The sequence below is a fragment of the Acinetobacter sp. UBA1297 genome (assembly GCF_002307755.1).
Taxonomy (GTDB): Bacteria; Pseudomonadota; Gammaproteobacteria; order Pseudomonadales; family Moraxellaceae; genus Acinetobacter; species Acinetobacter radioresistens.
In genome coordinates this window covers 1-16888 of sequence record NZ_DBUF01000010.1, presented here as the reverse complement: position 1 = coordinate 16888, position 16888 = coordinate 1, and the positions used below count along the sequence as shown (strand labels likewise).

At 39.4% G+C, this 16888-nt stretch carries 15 protein-coding genes and 1 pseudogene; 7 read left to right on the top strand and 9 right to left on the bottom strand.

What is annotated here, in order from left to right; all coding sequences use genetic code 11:
* Positions 1-148 precede the first annotated feature (148 nt).
* A complete protein-coding gene (gene mdh, locus B3R63_RS04575) occupies positions 149-1321 on the bottom strand; it encodes an iron-dependent methanol dehydrogenase (protein WP_248088305.1) in 1173 nt (390 codons plus the stop codon).
* A 221-nt stretch (positions 1322-1542) separates the two neighbouring features.
* Here mdh and B3R63_RS04570 point away from each other — a divergent pair, with 221 nt between their 5' ends.
* Positions 1543-3258 (top strand): AAA family ATPase, encoded by a 1716-nt coding sequence (locus tag B3R63_RS04570; protein WP_016801289.1) that lies wholly within the window; start codon positions 1543-1545, stop codon positions 3256-3258.
* A 48-nt stretch (positions 3259-3306) separates the two neighbouring features.
* On the top strand, positions 3307-3675 hold the full coding sequence (locus tag B3R63_RS04565) for a 5-carboxymethyl-2-hydroxymuconate Delta-isomerase (RefSeq protein ID WP_284908326.1): 369 nt from the start codon (positions 3307-3309) through the stop codon (positions 3673-3675).
* A gap of 51 nt (positions 3676-3726) precedes the next feature.
* On the opposite strand, the gene thiM is transcribed toward B3R63_RS04565, so the two are convergent.
* Positions 3727-4557 carry a hydroxyethylthiazole kinase gene (gene thiM, locus B3R63_RS04560; protein WP_005026310.1) on the bottom strand — a complete coding sequence of 277 codons (831 nt, stop codon included), beginning with the start codon at positions 4555-4557 and terminating at the stop codon, positions 3727-3729.
* 41 nt (positions 4558-4598) lie between these two features.
* Positions 4599-5762 (bottom strand): hypothetical protein, encoded by a 1164-nt coding sequence (locus B3R63_RS04555; RefSeq protein WP_286728430.1) that lies wholly within the window; start codon positions 5760-5762, stop codon positions 4599-4601.
* A 307-nt stretch (positions 5763-6069) separates the two neighbouring features.
* Here B3R63_RS04555 and pepN point away from each other — a divergent pair, with 307 nt between their 5' ends.
* A complete protein-coding gene (gene pepN / locus B3R63_RS04550; protein ID WP_286728428.1) occupies positions 6070-8676 on the top strand; it encodes an aminopeptidase N in 2607 nt (868 codons plus the stop codon).
* 121 nt (positions 8677-8797) lie between these two features.
* Here pepN and B3R63_RS04545 read toward each other — a convergent pair whose 3' ends face one another.
* Positions 8798-9241, bottom strand: a complete 444-nt coding sequence (locus B3R63_RS04545; RefSeq protein WP_005026303.1) for a universal stress protein — start codon at positions 9239-9241, stop codon at positions 8798-8800.
* 695 nt (positions 9242-9936) lie between these two features.
* On the opposite strand from B3R63_RS04545, the gene B3R63_RS04540 reads away from it, so the two are divergent.
* The 3 genes from B3R63_RS04540 to B3R63_RS04530 all read left to right on the top strand — a co-directional run bounded on the left by B3R63_RS04540 (position 9937) and on the right by B3R63_RS04530 (position 11764).
* On the top strand, positions 9937-10314 hold the full coding sequence (locus B3R63_RS04540; protein WP_286728427.1) for a hypothetical protein: 378 nt from the start codon (positions 9937-9939) through the stop codon (positions 10312-10314).
* Between the two features lie 637 nt (positions 10315-10951).
* A complete protein-coding gene (locus tag B3R63_RS04535; protein WP_286728426.1) occupies positions 10952-11395 on the top strand; it encodes an RDD family protein in 444 nt (147 codons plus the stop codon).
* A gap of 24 nt (positions 11396-11419) precedes the next feature.
* The gene (locus B3R63_RS04530; protein WP_286728425.1) at positions 11420-11764 is read left to right on the top strand and encodes a DMT family transporter; all 345 of its coding nucleotides are present in this window, start codon (positions 11420-11422) and stop codon (positions 11762-11764) included.
* A gap of 17 nt (positions 11765-11781) precedes the next feature.
* Here B3R63_RS04530 and B3R63_RS04525 read toward each other — a convergent pair whose 3' ends face one another.
* The 4 genes from B3R63_RS04525 to B3R63_RS04510 form a co-directional block, all read right to left on the bottom strand.
* Entirely contained in the window at positions 11782-12963 is a 1182-nt protein-coding gene (locus tag B3R63_RS04525) for a benzoate/H(+) symporter BenE family transporter (protein ID WP_286728893.1), read from the bottom strand.
* A 131-nt stretch (positions 12964-13094) separates the two neighbouring features.
* Positions 13095-13748 carry a leucine efflux protein LeuE gene (gene leuE / locus B3R63_RS04520; protein ID WP_075040676.1) on the bottom strand — a complete coding sequence of 218 codons (654 nt, stop codon included), beginning with the start codon at positions 13746-13748 and terminating at the stop codon, positions 13095-13097.
* Positions 13749-13826: 78 nt separating this feature from the next.
* Positions 13827-14816: a transaldolase gene (gene tal, locus B3R63_RS04515; protein ID WP_286728424.1), complete on the bottom strand. Its 990-nt coding sequence runs from the start codon at positions 14814-14816 to the stop codon at positions 13827-13829.
* Positions 14817-14908: 92 nt separating this feature from the next.
* Positions 14909-15796 (bottom strand): LysR family transcriptional regulator, encoded by an 888-nt coding sequence (locus B3R63_RS04510; RefSeq protein ID WP_248136119.1) that lies wholly within the window; start codon positions 15794-15796, stop codon positions 14909-14911.
* Between the two features lie 87 nt (positions 15797-15883).
* On the opposite strand from B3R63_RS04510, the gene aceI reads away from it, so the two are divergent.
* Positions 15884-16309: a chlorhexidine efflux PACE transporter AceI gene (aceI, locus tag B3R63_RS04505; RefSeq protein WP_005026289.1), complete on the top strand. Its 426-nt coding sequence runs from the start codon at positions 15884-15886 to the stop codon at positions 16307-16309.
* 228 nt (positions 16310-16537) lie between these two features.
* Here aceI and B3R63_RS04500 read toward each other — a convergent pair.
* A pseudogene (locus tag B3R63_RS04500) lies at positions 16538-16888 on the bottom strand (acetyl-CoA C-acyltransferase); the annotation flags it as partial.

Genomic DNA, 16888 nt, shown 5'->3' with positions numbered 1-16888 from the left:
TAAGGTGTTGTTATTTTCCTTATGCTTGATGAAATGAGCAGTTTTGTCAATTCCTGAAACGACATCAAAAATGTATGAGCTAAAAAAAGGAATATCAAAATACTGATATTCCTTAAACGTACAGCAAGTCATTGATTGGAGGATTGACTTACATCGCCGCTTTAAACATTTCTACCACCTGTGCATGTGTTGCCTTACGTGGGTTGGTGAGCATACAGGCATCTTTTTGCGCATTCTCGGCCATAATAGCCAGATCAGCTTCTTTTACGTTCAGCTCATTTAAACCTGATGGAATACCAATTGAGGTAGAAAGTTCTCGAATTGCATCAATTGCAGCATAAGCTGCTTCAGTCACTGTTAAGCCTTCAGTATTTACACCCATCAGTTCTGCAATTTTCCGGTAACGGTCCGGGCAGGAAATCAGGTTAAACTCGCACACATGTGGTAATAAAATGGCATTACATACGCCGTGCGGCAGGTTATAGAAACCACCTAACTGGTGTGCCATAGCATGTACATAGCCTAAAGATGCATTATTAAACGCCATACCAGCCAGATATTGCGCATAGCTCATGGCATCACGGGCTTCAATATTGTCACCATTGGCGACTGCCGGACGCAACCATTCGCTAATCATACTGATTGCTTTTTCAGCACAGGCATCTGTAATCGGATTTGCTGCAGTCGAGACATAAGCTTCTACGGCATGAGTCAGGGCATCCATACCTGTGGCAGCAGTCAAGCCGGCAGGTTTAGCCATCATTAACTTAGGGTCATCAATTGCAATCAGGGGAGTACAGCGCCAGTCAACTATTGCCATTTTAACGTGGGTATCTGTATTGGTAATGATACAGAAACGGGTCATTTCAGATGCTGTGCCTGCTGTAGTATTAATTGCAATCAGTGGCGTCATTGGTACGGTACTTTTATCAATACCTTCATAATCACGGATATGACTGCCACCGGCAGTGACGAGACCAATACCTTTGGCACAGTCATGTGAAGAACCGCCGCCTAGAGATACAATAAAGTCACAGCCATTTTCATTGTATGCTTCGACGCCTTTATGCACATTAATGTCAGTCGGATTAGGTTCAGCACCTGGAAAAATGTGGCTTTCTACTCCAGCTTCGGTTAGGTAGCCGGCAATCGTATGCGCCACACCAAATTTGAATAAGCCTTCATCTGTCACGATTAAAGCTTTTTTTGCACCCAGATTTTGTGCTTTGCTACCAATTTCCTTTGCACAGCCTGGACCAAATAAAGATACACAAGGAATATAAAAACCGTTAGTTTGATCTGCAATATTTTTAAAAGCCATGAAGAGATTCCTTCTTCTATCATTGTTGTTTACAGGTGACCCTCACCTTAAGCATAGTATTAAAAAAATTAAGTGTTTTTTGCACCTACCAAATACCTACCATTTTTTGTCATAGGTAAAAATTTAAAAATCAACTACTTGAATTTGTTGCATGACAGGCAGATTTAATTTTTAGTGAAAAGCCGGTAAGCTATGCACGCTCTTATGAAATGATCCGGGTTATGAAACAAGAAACTGCACTTAAACTGATGAAAGCGGGTGAAAATGTCTTTTTGACAGGTTCGGCAGGTGCAGGAAAAACCTATACGCTCAACCAGTACATTAACTACCTGAAAGCACGAAAAGTCCCGGTAGCAATTACTGCCTCAACCGGTATTGCCGCGACACATATGAATGGCATGACCATTCATACCTGGGCAGGCATCGGTATTAAAGATTTTTTAAGTGATGATGATCTAAAGCGCATGAAAGAGCGCAAATACCTCAAGGAGCATCTTGAAAATGCGCAGGTGCTGATTATTGACGAGATCTCCATGTTGCATGCGAAGCAGCTCAATCTCGTTAATCAGGTATTGAAATACTTCAAAGAATCTGACGCCGCATTTGGGGGTATTCAGGTGATTGCAGCAGGCGATTTTTTTCAGCTCCCCCCGGTTGGCAAAAATGATGAGCGTAATCGTGATAAATTCTGCTTTATGTCTGATGCCTGGGTAGAAGCCAAGTTCCGCGTCTGTTATCTGACCGAGCAGCATCGTCAGGACGACGAAGTCCTGAATCAGGTATTAAATGCAATACGTGCCCAGCGAATTCATCCGCAGCATATTCAGGCTTTAAAAAAGTCCCGACAGCATGATATTGGAGAAACCTTTACCCGTCTCTATACCCACAATATGGATGTAGACAGCTTAAACTACCAGCATCTGAATGCCATCGAAGGCGACGAACACCAGTTTGAAGCTGTATGTGACGGTAATGAAAAGCTGGTAGAGACTTTAAAATCATCAGTGCGCGCTCCCGAAAATCTCACTTTAAAAAAGCATGCCAAAGTGATGTTTGTAAAAAATAATTTTGATCTGGGCTATATTAATGGCAGCTTGGGTGAAGTGATCGGTTTTGAAGAAGATGATGAACATGGCCTGTTACCGAAAGTCAAGCTGACCGATGATACAACACTGCTTGTTGCCCCAGAAACCTGGTCAATTGAAAATGAAGCCGGAAAGGTTATTGCAAGTTTTCAGCAAATTCCTTTACGTCTGGCTTGGGCTATTACGATCCATAAAAGCCAAGGAATGACTTTAGAAGCCGCAGAAATTAATCTGAGCCATACTTTTGAAAAGGGTCAAGGTTATGTGGCATTGTCCCGGCTAAAATCACTGGAAGGCTTGAAACTGGTAGGATTTAATGACCAGGCTTTGGAACTGGACAGTTTAGCTATTAAAGCAGATCGCCGTTTTCAGGAACTTTCTCAAGAAGCCGAGACCCATTTTGCCGATACAGATTTAACAGCGCAGCATAAGGCTTTTATCCGGCATTGTGGTGGTACACTTAATGAAACCGAAATCCAGCGCAATGAGAAAAAAATTGCCAAAGCAGGAAATAAGCCGAATTATGGTTCTGCTACGCTTGATGAAACCAAGGCTTTATTTGAAGATGGTTATGATATTCAGGATATTGCACAGGAACGCGGTTTAACAGCAGCGACGGTGATCAATCATCTGGCACGCTTGCATAAAGAACAGGGACTCGATATTTCAGTTGCCCATCCGGGAGAGGAAGTGGTCGAGCAGGTACGCAAACTTTATAAACGTTTGCAAAAGAGCAAGCGCAGTGAAAACTTTAATGATGATGGTTCGATTAAATTACGTCCTATTGTTGAAGCGACCAGTCCACGTATGGGTTATGATCAGGTCCGTCTGGCCCTGCTTTTTATAGAATGAACCTGAAAAATTCAAAAGTTATTATATATAGAACCAGCAGGAAGCGTTATGCCACATGTTGTTGTTGAATATTCCGCAAATATAGAACAGTTAGACCGTCCCAAACTGCTTAAACGGATTAACCAGGTATTAATTGAAAGTAAACTGTTCCAGCCGAATGATATTAAGGCACGTCTTTATTGCAATGAAGATTTCCTGATTGGTGAAGGAGACAGTTCACAAGCATATATATATGTTGAATTTTCCCTGTTCAATGGCCGTACAAATGAACAGAAACAGCGGGTCCGAGAGGCTTTAATGCATGTGCTTACACAGCAGGACTATTATAAGACAGATAATGACCTGCAGATCCAGCTGTGTGTACAGTTATTAGAGATGGATAAAGAAAATTATCTTAAACAGATAGTAAACTGTTAAAAATATATGAATTAAATTGGCAATATGAAGATATTTAGCCGGAATTTCTATCTAGAAATCAATCAGCTGAAAATCAGCATATTGTAGTAGCATTTCACTATTGAGAGTGTGGATATAATCCATAAAGACCACATTAAAACTACCCACACTGGCAATTTTCTCATATGCCAGTTTGCCGGCAATAGCAAAATGCAAGTGGGCTGCCAGAGCTGCAATAGTGGGTGTAGTAACTGCACTATAAGCTGCAATCAGTGCGCCCAGCGCACAACCTGTGGCTGTAACCTTAGGTTGTAGATAGCTACCACCATTGACCTGTATGACCAGTCCAAGCTCGCGTGACAGAATAAAATCTGCTTCACCAGAAATGGCAATACACTCACTATGCACAAGCAGACATTGTGCCTGTCTGTAAACGGTATGACTGCTTATGGTACTGTCTACGCCTTTAGCCTCAACCTGCTTACCAGCGAGTGCGCTGATCTCAGAGGCATTACCCCGGATGACTGAGGGCTTAAATGCCAAGAGCTGATCAACCATACTACTGCGCCATTTTAAAACTGGTCCATAGCCTACAGGGTCCAGTACCCAAGGTGTACTTTTATGATCAACGGTTTGTGCTGAAATCAGCATGGCCTGCATCTGTTCAGTCGTCGGTGTGCCCAAATTAATACTCAAGGCTGATGTAACATTTGCAAAACTTTCTGCTTCAAAAGGGTTATCAATCATGGCTGGTGAAGCGCCCGCTGCCAGCAAAATATTCGCAGCATAATTGGTAGCGACACTATTAGTAATGCATTGTACCAAGGGTTGCTGTTCCTGTAATCGCGTCCATGCCTGTATAACCTGCTGGAGGAGTGTATTTTTTTGTTCAGTAAAGCTCATTTTTTACCTTGATATAATCTTTAAATATGATGCGCTGATACCTAGCGGATAAAATAGTGGTCCTGATGTTTGCACTGACGACAGAACAGACTGACATATTCCGCTGTATCGTAATCTACATCAAGTTCATGAGAACCACAGTACATACAGCGTTTAGTTGAGTAAAATTCGAGACGTGGTGCAATTTTTTTCCAGGCCTTCCAGACTGGCTGAATAAAGATGTGCTCATCATAACCCAAGAATTTAAACAGCAGGATATAGCTCATCTTGCTAAAGGGGATATTGGATGGGCGTGGCAAAGTACAGGTTTCCCATTTTTCCTGTAAGCCACGTTCCCGATACTGTTGTAGGGTTTTTTTCAGCAAGTTGGTGTTAATAAAATTTTCATTGCGGGGTTGTAAGGCTTTATGCTTATGCAGATATTCCAAGGCATTCTGGATCATATAATAAATCTGGCCTACTGCCAGAGAGTCCATTAGACGGTAGCAAAAGGTTGCAAAACCTTTATTACCCGAAATTTGTATTCCCCATGTACGGCAGTAGTGCTGCATAAAACAGACAATTTCCTGATAAAGTACCAGATATAAGGCTTCTTTCACTTCATCACTACTTTTAAATGGAATCCCCAAACTCAGATTATTTAAAAACCAGTACCGGAGTTGCTGGGTGATGCTGAATAAACTTGGCTCGGAATAACCATCAAGACGTACATTAATATAATAGCTTTGTGCCTCATCACTAAATTCACTGCATACCAGTACCTGATCTTTGACCAGCTGTTTAAGTAGACTGCTCTGAAAGAAGTAGTTAGGAGTAAGAGGTTGGTATTTGATCAGATCCCAATGAATGTATTCATCATGAGGTACATTTTCTTGAATACGGTCATCTAGCAAGCTCAATAAAAACAGTTTTTGCAAAAAATTAAGCTGGTCTAAGCCAATTTCAGTAATCTGTTTATTTTTATATTTACGTTGTTCCTGTAGTCGTGTTTCTTTTAGTATTTTTTTGCGTGACTTACCACAGCTTTCACAGTGACAGGTATGCTGCTGCTGTTTAAAAACCCGGTGTTCACAGAAGCTGCACTCATGAAATTCTACAGGCTGTTCATGCTGCTCTGCTTCTACCCACCACATGGAGGCGCGGCATAACGGGCAAGGTGTACTTTCATCAAGCTGTTTATGCAGAACTGAATATAGGGTACTCATGCCGTGTTTTTTCCAAAAATCGATCGCCTGATGCTCGCACGGATTATATCAAGCCTGTCTGAAAAAGGTGCTGAAACTTGTAGAGATATTCTTTCAGGTCTTTTAATTCAAAGGTTGAAAGATATTTCTATAAATACGATATCAGTTATATATTCATTTACTCAAATACTGGACATTCAGGAATTGAAAAGCTTGAATCATGCCTTACATAAGTTGAATAGAGTATCTATACGTTTAAAGTTCAGCGTATGATAAAAGTATTGATAAAAATGATCTGATCCGATATACGGTCAAAAAAGGAATAGCTATGAATATTGCAGCACAACCTCCTGTTCAGGATACCCAGACGGTCTATCTGAAAGATTATCAAAAGCCTGCTTTTCTGGTTGAAAGTGTTCAGCTGGATATTCAGGTCTATGATGATTATACGCAGGTTGACTCAATTCTTGTGATGCAACGCCAAACGGCAGGTGACCTGATACTTTTAGGCCGTGATCTGGAATTAAAATCGATTCAAATGAATGACCAACTGCTTTCAGCAGATGACTATCACCAAGACACTGAACAGCTGACTATTTCAAACGCACCAGATACGGTTACATTGCAGATCAGTGTAATTATTCATCCGGAAAGTAATACTCAGCTTGAGGGTCTTTATAAAGCCGGCAACCTGTTTGTAACCCAGAATGAACCAGAAGGTTTTCGCAAGATTACTTATTATCCCGACCGCCCAGATGTTTTATCTGTCTTTACTACACGGGTTGAAGCCGATAAAAAGTATCCGGTTCTACTGGCTAATGGCAACCTGCTTGAAACCGGAGAAGCAGGTGAAGAGCGTCATTACGCGATCTGGGAGGACCCGACTAAGAAACCAAGTTATTTATTTGCCTGCGTAATTGGTGATCTGGCAGTTCTGAAAGACCGTTATGTGACCTCGGAAGGACGAGATGTTGCACTTGAGATTTATGCTATAGAGAAAGATATTCCAAAGTGCCATATTGCGATGGAAGCATTGAAGCATTCTATGCGCTGGGATGAAGAGCATTACGGCCGTGCCTATGATCTCGATAACTATATGATTGTGGCGGTCAGCCAGTTCAATATGGGGGCTATGGAAAATAAAGGTTTGAATATTTTCAATACTTCCTGTGTACTGGCCGATGAAGAGTACACCACAGATGCTGCAATTATGCGGGTGCAATCTGTGATTGCCCATGAATATTTCCACAACTGGACAGGTAACCGGATTACCTGTCGTGACTGGTTTCAGCTCTGTTTGAAAGAAGGTTTGACTGTATTTCGTGACCAGTCTTTCTCTGAAGATTTACAGTCTGCTGCTGTACAGCGTATTGATGACGTGGCTGTACTGAAATCGCATCAGTTTCCTGAAGATGCGGGCCCATTATCACATCCACCACGTCCAGACCATTTTGTGGAAATTAATAATTTTTATACTGCCACCGTATATGAAAAGGGGGCAGAAATTAACCGTATGATGGCAACCTTGCTGGGTAAAGAAAAATTCCGTCTGGGAACAGATGAGTACTTTAAACGTCATGATGGCCAGGCTGTTACTGTGGAAGACTGGATTGCAGCGCTAACTGCCGGTTCAGGTGTAGATCTGTCTGCATTTCTGACGTGGTATAACCAGCCCGGCACACCAACACTTGAGGTACAGGGTGAATATAACAGTATAACCCAAACCTACCGTTTAAACTTTAAGCAAAGTATAAAGCCGAACGTAAAATATCTGAACCTGAAATCAGTTCCAATTCCAGTCGCGTTGGCGCTTTTTAACCAGAAAACAGGGGAGCAGTACACACTGCAATCTCCGGATCTATTTGTAGATCAGGTAAAAGATGGGGTTTATCTGTTTGATCAGGATACAGCTTCGATTGAGATTAGCCATATTCCTGAAAAACCGGTTGTCTCATTGCTGCGAAATTTCTCTGCGCCAGTAAATCTGAAATTTGATTATTCTGATGCTGATCTGGCTTTTCTGATTCAGCATGAAACTAACGGCTTTAACCAGTGGCAAGCTACCCAGACCCTGCTTGAGCGTATTTTGCTGGATAATCATCAGGTCGACATCTATATTGAAGCTATCCGCCATACTCTGCCAGATATGGTACAGAAAGATCCGTTACTTGCTTCACGACTGCTCGATGTGCCAAGTGAAAACTATCTGGGTAGCCGCATAGATCATGATTATAATCCGGTCATTATTCAGGAGCGCCGTGAAGCCTTACTGAATGAACTGGCCCGTGAGCTGGGTTCATTCTGGCAAGAGATATATCAGGCACTTAATCCTGATTTACAGCAGGACTTTTCTCAGGCTATGGGAGAGCGTGCACTAAAAAATATCATGTTGATGATGATGGCTCGTCAAGGTGACGAGCTGGCATTTGCATGGGCAGGTGAGCAGTATCATAATACGCATAATATGTCTGAGCGTCTGGGCGCTTTACGTGTACTAGTCTGGCATGATGCACCGCAGGCACAGGAAATACTTCAGGATTACTATAATCGATTTAAAGATGAAGCCTTGTCTTTGGATCAATGGTTTATGGTGCAGGCAGCTCATCCAAAAGCCACTGAAGAGACTTTACGTTATTTGTCCTCCCATGCAGATTATGACTTAGGTACACCTAACCGGATCCGTTCGGTCAGCGGCGGTCTGAATGCAAATCCGGTCAATACCTGGAGTTTTGGTGTAGATTATCTAGTAGACCTCGTAGCTTATTTAGATGAGAAAAATCCGATTGTAGGCTCTCGTCTGCTCCAGTCGTTGTCGCGGTGGTATACACTGGCTGAGCCGCAACGTACTCAGGTTCAGGCTACTTTACAGCAGCTTAAGGGACGGGCTAAATCTAAAAACGTATCTGAAACTTTAAGCAGCATGCTTAATATATAAAGTGGATTATGTGTAATTATGATGCTCCGGATGTGTTGCACTGCCGGAGCATCATTTTATAGTAAATATAAATAATATAGCCTTAGCAAGATTTTGGGAAAAATTATTATAATTTAAGATATTACTGTTTAACAATCATCACTTGCGTTTCAGTATTGGTGAGAACTTCTTGTGCTACACTGCCGAGCATATATTTTTGTAGTCCCTTATGTCCATGAGAACCCATTACAATCAGATCAGCTTTTACTTCTGCGGCTATTTTAAGTATGCCAACTGACGGTATTTCACCCATAACAACACGCGTATCGGCCTTTACATTCTGTTCAATACATAATTGATTTACTTCATCTAGTAGCTTTTCTGCCTCGGCCTTAGCGGCCAGATAGTAATCTTTTAAATTAGGTAAGGCACTATAAAAATCAATTCCTTTGAAAGGGTCAACCGCAACAATACTGATAATTGAAAGCTGACATTGAAATGTTTTAGCAAGTGTAATCGCATGCTTTACTGCTGCCATAGAGACTGAAGAACCATCAATAGGTGCTAAAATATTTTGATATATCATAATATTATGTCCTTTTATAAAGTGAAAAGTTTGGCTTATCGTTTTGTTTATTATATTAAATCGCTGACAACAAGAATATTAGGAAATTATAACTACTTAATTTGGAAAAAGTTAATTCACTACTCTGTGATAAAAAATATACACTTTAATTTTTAAGGTTCTTTAATTTTAAAGATTGTATTTTCATATCTTTGAGGCTAAAAAATAGCCATACTCTCACCTAAAAATTATAAAAGCTTGATACATTATTTTACCATTTGTTAAAATATTGGTTACAAATAAGTGTATGTAAAATTAAAAGATTATGAATATTTTAAAGTTTATCAAGAGTTTCAATACAATCAATACCTATCTCGTAGCTGCAATTATTTTACTCATAATATTGGTGGTCAATTTTTATTTCATACATCCTTCTTGACTATAAATTAGCTGAAAAGATAGTTAATCTTTGGTACAAAACAAGTTTGTCTATCTTTTAGTTATTAATTAAATTACACAATATATTTAGAATACATAAACGCTATACTCTTCACTTAAACTTTCAATAGCATTAAACAAGAATTGCTTTAATGGATTTTTAGAACCATGTGGTTACGCTAGGTACACTTCATAGCATTCAATACGTTAAACCTAAATTTTTTATTACCTTTAAACATAGTACCTTTATTTCATGTTCTGAAATAAAAGGGACTACTATGAGCCGTAACTTGCGTATAGCTAAAAATATCTATTTAAGTGTAAGTAAAGAAAAAGGATTCTCTTTTGATCCATTGGGAGATCTGAATGCACTTTTATTGAAACTACTAGAAAAAGACAAAAAGTTATTTATTAAATTACCAATAAGTTATGAAGACCTGAGCAAAATGGAACTTATATCATCTAATAGCTTGGGAAAAACTGATTTTAGCTGTATTCCTGACCGTTTAGATAGCCAAGAGTTTGTAATATGGCTAGCGAAATTAATTGAAGTGATTAAATCCAGTCCTTTAGATCAAAATCTGAAATCCAAGAAAAAGTATGATCATGCAGAGGCAATCCTTAATCATTTCTCCCCAGGTAATAAAGTAAAATAAAATCAGAGCAAAGAAAAATTTTTTATCAAAGCAGTAAAAAGAAAATTTAAAATAACTTGAGTAATATTTTAATACTCTTAATAAAGGAGATATTATCTTTAATAAAAGCAGAATAAATTTTTTAAAATAAAAAGTAATTTATTTTTAGATAGACATATATATTTACAATATGACACTAAGAATTAATAAAGAGTAATTTAAATATTTTTTTAGATTAAGTTTAAGAAATAGAGATATTTATAAAAATTATGAAAAAATTAAGGCGGTAAATAAACAAATATGAGAATCTTTATAAGATAATTGAAATATATTGTCACTTTTTGTTATTGATTATGATAAAGTAGTGCTGTATAAAAAATATACCACTTCAAAGAAAAAGGTGGACTATGGACGCTTTAGAATTATTATTAACTTCTTCATCTGCCTTTCTGCTTATGATCGTTATATATGCGTTTGGTCAGATGTTTAATTAGCAGTATTTTAGAGAAAAAAGCATCTTCGGATGCTTTTTTTATAGCAACCTCATAACAAAATTAATTGTTATATTCTGCAATTCTTTGAAAAAAGGCATTTATCCTTTAGGATAAAACTTATTATTTATATTCTTATAAATTTGAAATATAAGGAGAATGCCTAAATGTCTTATAAATATGAGTATGCCGGTTTTTGGGTCAGATTTGGCGCCACTATTATAGATGCTCTAATTATGTTTTTAGCCATTATTCCAGCCGCATGGATTTTCTATGCAGGGGATTTTGATTTGATCTTTGCTACCGGGTTAAGTGATCAGCCACAAAACTTATATTTTGACATACTCATGAATTATATTTTTCCTATATTCTATAGTGTATTGTTCTGGCTATTTGCTGCGGCTACGCCTGGCAAAATGTTAATGCGCCTAAAAGTTCTAGATGAAAGAACGGGAAAGAAACTCACTTTAGGACAAAGTATATTACGCTATATTGGTTATATACCGGCTACTCTGGTTTTTCTTATTGGCCTGATCTGGATAGCTTTTGATCCTAAAAAGCAGGGATGGCATGATAAAATGGCCAAAAGTGTGGTAGTGCGTGAAATCTAAAATATTTTTAATGAGTAAATATGGGTGAATCCAGTATTTCTTTCTTATTTATTGCTAGCTATAGCCATAGTCTCTGAAGTCATTGGTACTACATTTTTGGTTAAATCTGAAGGTTTTACCAAATTAGGCCCGACTTTTGCTGTGGCATTATTTTATATTTTATCCTTTTATTTGTTATCTCAAGTCACTAAAGTTATCCCTATCGGTATTGCTTATGCCATATGGGGTGGTGTCGGTATTGTATTGACTGCATTTATTGGCATATTCTTTTTCAAGCAGTCTTTAGACTCCGCCGCAATCATTGGTATTAGTATGATTATTGGCGGTGTACTGGTAATTAATCTTTTTTCTTCAAGTGTTGGTCATTAGTCTGCTGCGTACCAAGCTTAAGTAACTTTTATTTTGGTTTTAAATTTAAAGACTAACATAACGATTATACCAAAAATCAGACCCCAAAATGCCGAGCCGATACCTAAAAACTGTACACCTGATGCACTAAATAAAAAGGTCATCAGGGCTGCTTCTCGTTCCTCTATCCCATGAAAAGCTAAAGCAATGTTGTGACCAATAGTACCAAACAGGGCTATACCGGCAAGCGCAGTAATAAATACCTGTGGAAATGACATCAGTAAACTAGTCAGTGTGGCTGCAAAAAGTCCTACCAGAATGTAAAAAAATCCACAGCTCATACCGGCAATATAGCGTTTTGCAGGATCAGGATGAACCTGATCATCCAGACTGATTGCTGCACTGATTGCTGCAATATTTACACTATAACAACCAAAAGGAGCGAGTAGTGTTTGTGACAGTCCTGTCCAGCCAATCAGCTGATTAATATGCGGTTTATATCCATAGCTCTGTATCATGGCAATACCTGGCAGATATTGCGAAGCCATGTTGATAACAAAAAGAGGAAAGGCCAGTCCTAAAGTCGCTGACCAGCTAAACTCAGGGGCCATCCATACGGGTTGAGCTAACGACCATTGTACGACCGGCGTATGAAACTCCATAAATAGAGGACAGACTGCTATACCACCGATTACAGTGAGCACAATACTATAGCGTGGCCATATGCGCTTACTGAGTATATAAATCGCGAGAATAGAAAGAATAAATCCCCAGTTAGTTTGCAGACTGGCAAAAAGTGCAATACCAAATTTGAGTAATACTCCAGCCAGCATAGCACTGGTCAGACTTTGAGGAATATAAGACAAGGCTTTTTTGAATACGCCTGAAAAACCCAAGATTGCGGTGAGTAGGCCGCATATGAAAAAGGCACCAATTGCTTCATAAAGGGTATATCCGCTACCTGTTGCAATAATCAGTGCCAAGCCTGCAGTTGACCAAGAGGTTGCTACCGGATATTTAAACTTCCATGAAAGGAAAAGACCGGATATACCAATTCCCAGACCTAACGCCCAGAACCATGAACTGATCTGTTTTGAAGTTGCACCTAAAATCTGAGCAGCCTGTATAACCAGAACTGCTGAAACACTGATGCCCACCAGAAAAGTAATGAAACCTGCAAAAATGGCAGGTATTGAAATGTCCTCAAGGATTTTCTGCATCATGACTTATTAATGTTTATATTAAATCGTTTAAAATGCAGACATCATACGCTCGTCAGATAAGTGCTTAAAGTATTTTTCACGTTTATTTATGATAAGAATCAACAATTATTCTCTATATGAGAAAGTGCTCAAGTTAAACTGCTAGTAGCAAGCTTGATTCCAAAACTGAAAAATAAAAGACCAACCAGAAACACGCTGACAGAACTGATTTTCGGGCTCTGCCTAAAAAAGCCTGAAAGTTTTCTACCTGAGAAAATGAGTAAGGTCAGATAACTCATGCTGGTCACCTGTAAAATAATAGCGAGGGTCATAAAACTGAGCGCAGGATGAGGATAATCAGGATCAATAAACTGAACAAAAAAAGAAAGAAAAAAGAGTATGGCTTTAGGATTGAGCAGGCTAACGGTTAAAGCTGTTCGAAAAGGGCGAATACGGTAAATAGTCTGTAACTCAGCTTCTACCTGGCGGTTATAAACTGCTTTACGCCAAGTACTGATACTCGCTTTAAGGAGTTTAAATCCCAGATAGGTTAAGTATGAGGCTCCCAAAACTTTCACAACTGTAAACACCCATGGAAAAGCCAAAAGTAAGGAGGCTGCGCCGAGTACAGTGCAGAACATAAGAATAACATCGCCTACAAACACACCAAAAGCGCCCTGATACCCGGCTTTAATACCGTAACGGGAAGCAATTGACATAACATATAAGGAGTTAGGACCGGGAAGAAGAATAATTAAGACCGTACCAATAATATAGGTGGTCAGATCAGCAATACCAAACACGGGCGATGCTCTGCAATAAAAAACCGCTTGAGGTTATTATAACCAAAAGCGGTCAGTAAAAATGCAGAGAAACAAGATTTAAGGCTTAATTTCAGCATCCATACCAAACATTTGGCGTAACTGGATGCTGAGCTGATGACGTGCACTAATAAAGCCATCAATACCGCCTAGAAGCAGCTGATAAGCCATAAGGTCTTTGTCCAGTTCACTGGCAAAGCTCTCTGGGGTCTGTGCCGGGCGTTCAATCAGTTCGGCCTGTTTTGCTTGTTCAATACTTAGAGCTGTCTGAATTTCACGGTCGTCTTCTTCAAGCTGGCTCAGTAAAGAAGGGGCAATAGTAAGCAGGTCACATCCAGCAAGACCTAGCACTTGGTCGATACTGCGGAAACTGGCACCCATAACTTGTGTCTGTATCCCTTGCTGTTTGTAATAGTAATAGATTTTTTTCACAGACTGCACGCCGGGGTCACGCTCAGTTGGATAACTTTCCACGCCTTCAGACTTTTTGTACCAGTCCAGAATCCGCCCTACAAATGGTGAAATTAAAGTAACCTTGGCATCTGCACATGCCTGAGCCTGATGCAGGCCAAACAGCAGGGTCAGATTACAGTGAATACCTTCCGCTTCGAGTATTCTGGCAGCCTGTATACCTTCCCAGGTTGAGGCAATCTTGATCAGTACCCGTTTTTTATCAACACCATACTGCTGATAAAGTTCAATCAGTTCATGAGCCTTCTTAACTGTAGCTTCTGTTCTAAATGACAAAGAAGCATCAACTTCCGTAGATACACGACCTTCTACTAGCTTTAAAATTTCAACGCCCAACTTAACTGTTAAAATATCAATCGTACGTTCAATCAGGGCATCTTCAGTAAAGTTTTCCTGCTTTGCCTGTTCAAAAGCAGATTGGATTAATGTCCTGTTTTCCGGCTGAGCTGCTGCTGCGGTGATTAACGAAGGATTGGTGGTAGCATCCAGAGGACGAAACTGGCGAATGGCTTCAAGGTCGCCCGTATCTGCCACGACGGTAGTCAAATTTTTTAATTGGTTTAACGCTGAATGTGTCATTGCTATCAAAGTCTAAAATTAAAATAGTTGTGAAATCAGTTATATCACAAAGCCTGACAGGCTAAAGTGAAAATTAATAATCAAAATATTTCTTATACATTTAAACGCTTTTCTCGAAGATGCTGGATTAAAAAACGTGCAGCTGCACCCAGTTCAGTTTCCCGGCTCCAGACCAGATCGACATAATATTCAAATTTTGGGGTGAAATCGGCAATTTCCAGAATCTTTAAATCTTTGGCAAGCTGTGCATTCTTATTAAAAATTTCTAGGGGCAAAATTCCCCAACCAAGGTTCCGGCTGATCATGGCACAGGCTGAGTAGTGATTGTCGGTACGCCAGTATTGTTTTGAAAAAAGCAGTTCAGGTTTAATCAGATGATCACGACTTGCGACTACAATTTGTCTGCTTTTTAAAATATCCTCAAATGTTACCTGTTTAGAAGCAGCCAGGCGATGAGTATAGGCAGCTACGGGTACGATGACTTCACGCTTGAGTTCAATAAACTGTTCCCGACTATCCAGCTGTTCACGCTCAAACATAAGCGCCAGCTGGGCACTACGATTAATCAGCATCTGCAAAGCATCTTCTTGTGGTGCGGAAATAACATTAATTTGCAGTTCTGGAAACTGTTTTTCAACAATACTGACATAATCAGTCCAATTGGTATAAAGCAGCTCCGACACCACTACAATGGTTAAAGAGGACTCAAGGCCATTGCTTAATGCAAAAGCATGCTGTTTCCATTGATTAATCTCAACCAGTAGCTGTTCAGTTTTTTCATAGAGCACCCAAGCCTGAGAGGTAGGCACAGGCTCACGCCCATTACGTTTGAAGAGTTGAAGATTTAAATCAATTTCCAGATTTGCAATTGACATACTTACAGCCGAGGGGACTTTTCCCAACTTTCGCGCTGCTGCTGAAAAAGAACCTGTTTCAATCACTGTTTTAAAAATAGTGAGCTGGTCTTGATTTATATTCATCTATCAAAAAAAATGAAAGGAGCTAATTAGATTAGTCAATATTATGCACATAAAATAAACTTATCAATAAATTTGTAGGTGAAAGTCATGTTATTGTCCAAGCGCAGGCTGATCCATGCGCTGAGTTATGAAATTATTTTATTAATTATCATTGCGATTGCACTAAGTTTCCTATTTGAAGTACCAATGGAAGTGTCAGGTACACTTGGTGTGGTCATGGCAATTACTTCAGTGATCTGGAATATGATTTTTAATCATTTTTTTGAAAAATTTGAACACAGGCATCAGCTTAAAAGAACAGTTAAGGTGAGAATTTGTCATGCAGTTGGTTTTGAAGGTGGTTTAATGCTCGCGACTATTCCAATGGTGGCTTATGCTTTAAATATCGGCTTGGGCCAAGCTATTCTGCTGGACCTTGGTATGACATTATGTATATTGGTATATACTTTTATCTTCCAGTGGTTTTATGACCGCATTGAAATGCGGCTGGGATATGCACCAGATTATCGATAAGTCTCGGACAGGAAGACTGGTGTTAAACAACTTTTTATCATGTTCTGATCTTAAATTGAGAGATAATTAAAATTAAAGATCATTGTAGGTATTATATAAAATTCAGGTTAAATAGCTTAGATAAAATAGAGCGGTAAAAAACCAGCTATTATGAGTTTAAGACAAGAAAATACAAGAAGGCCGCTTAATCATTAAGCGGCCTTCTTGTATTCATTCACAAAGCAGAAATTATTTTTCTACAATTGCTGTAACACCCTGTCCACCCGCTGCACAGATTGAAATCAGTACCCGGCCAGAACCTTTTTGATTAATCAGTTTTGCAGCAGTAGCCAAAATACGGCCGCCAGTCGCTGCAAATGGATGCCCTGCTGCCAGTGAGGAACCATTAACATTCAATTTAGAGCGATCAATTGACCCAAGTGGCGCTTCCAGTGCTAAACGCTCTTTACAGAAAGTTGGGTCTTCCCATGCTTTCAAGGTGGAAAGTACCTGGGAAGCAAAAGCTTCATGAATTTCATAATAATCAAAATCCTGAAGTTTCAGACCGGCACGTTCAAGCATACGTGGAACTGCATAAGC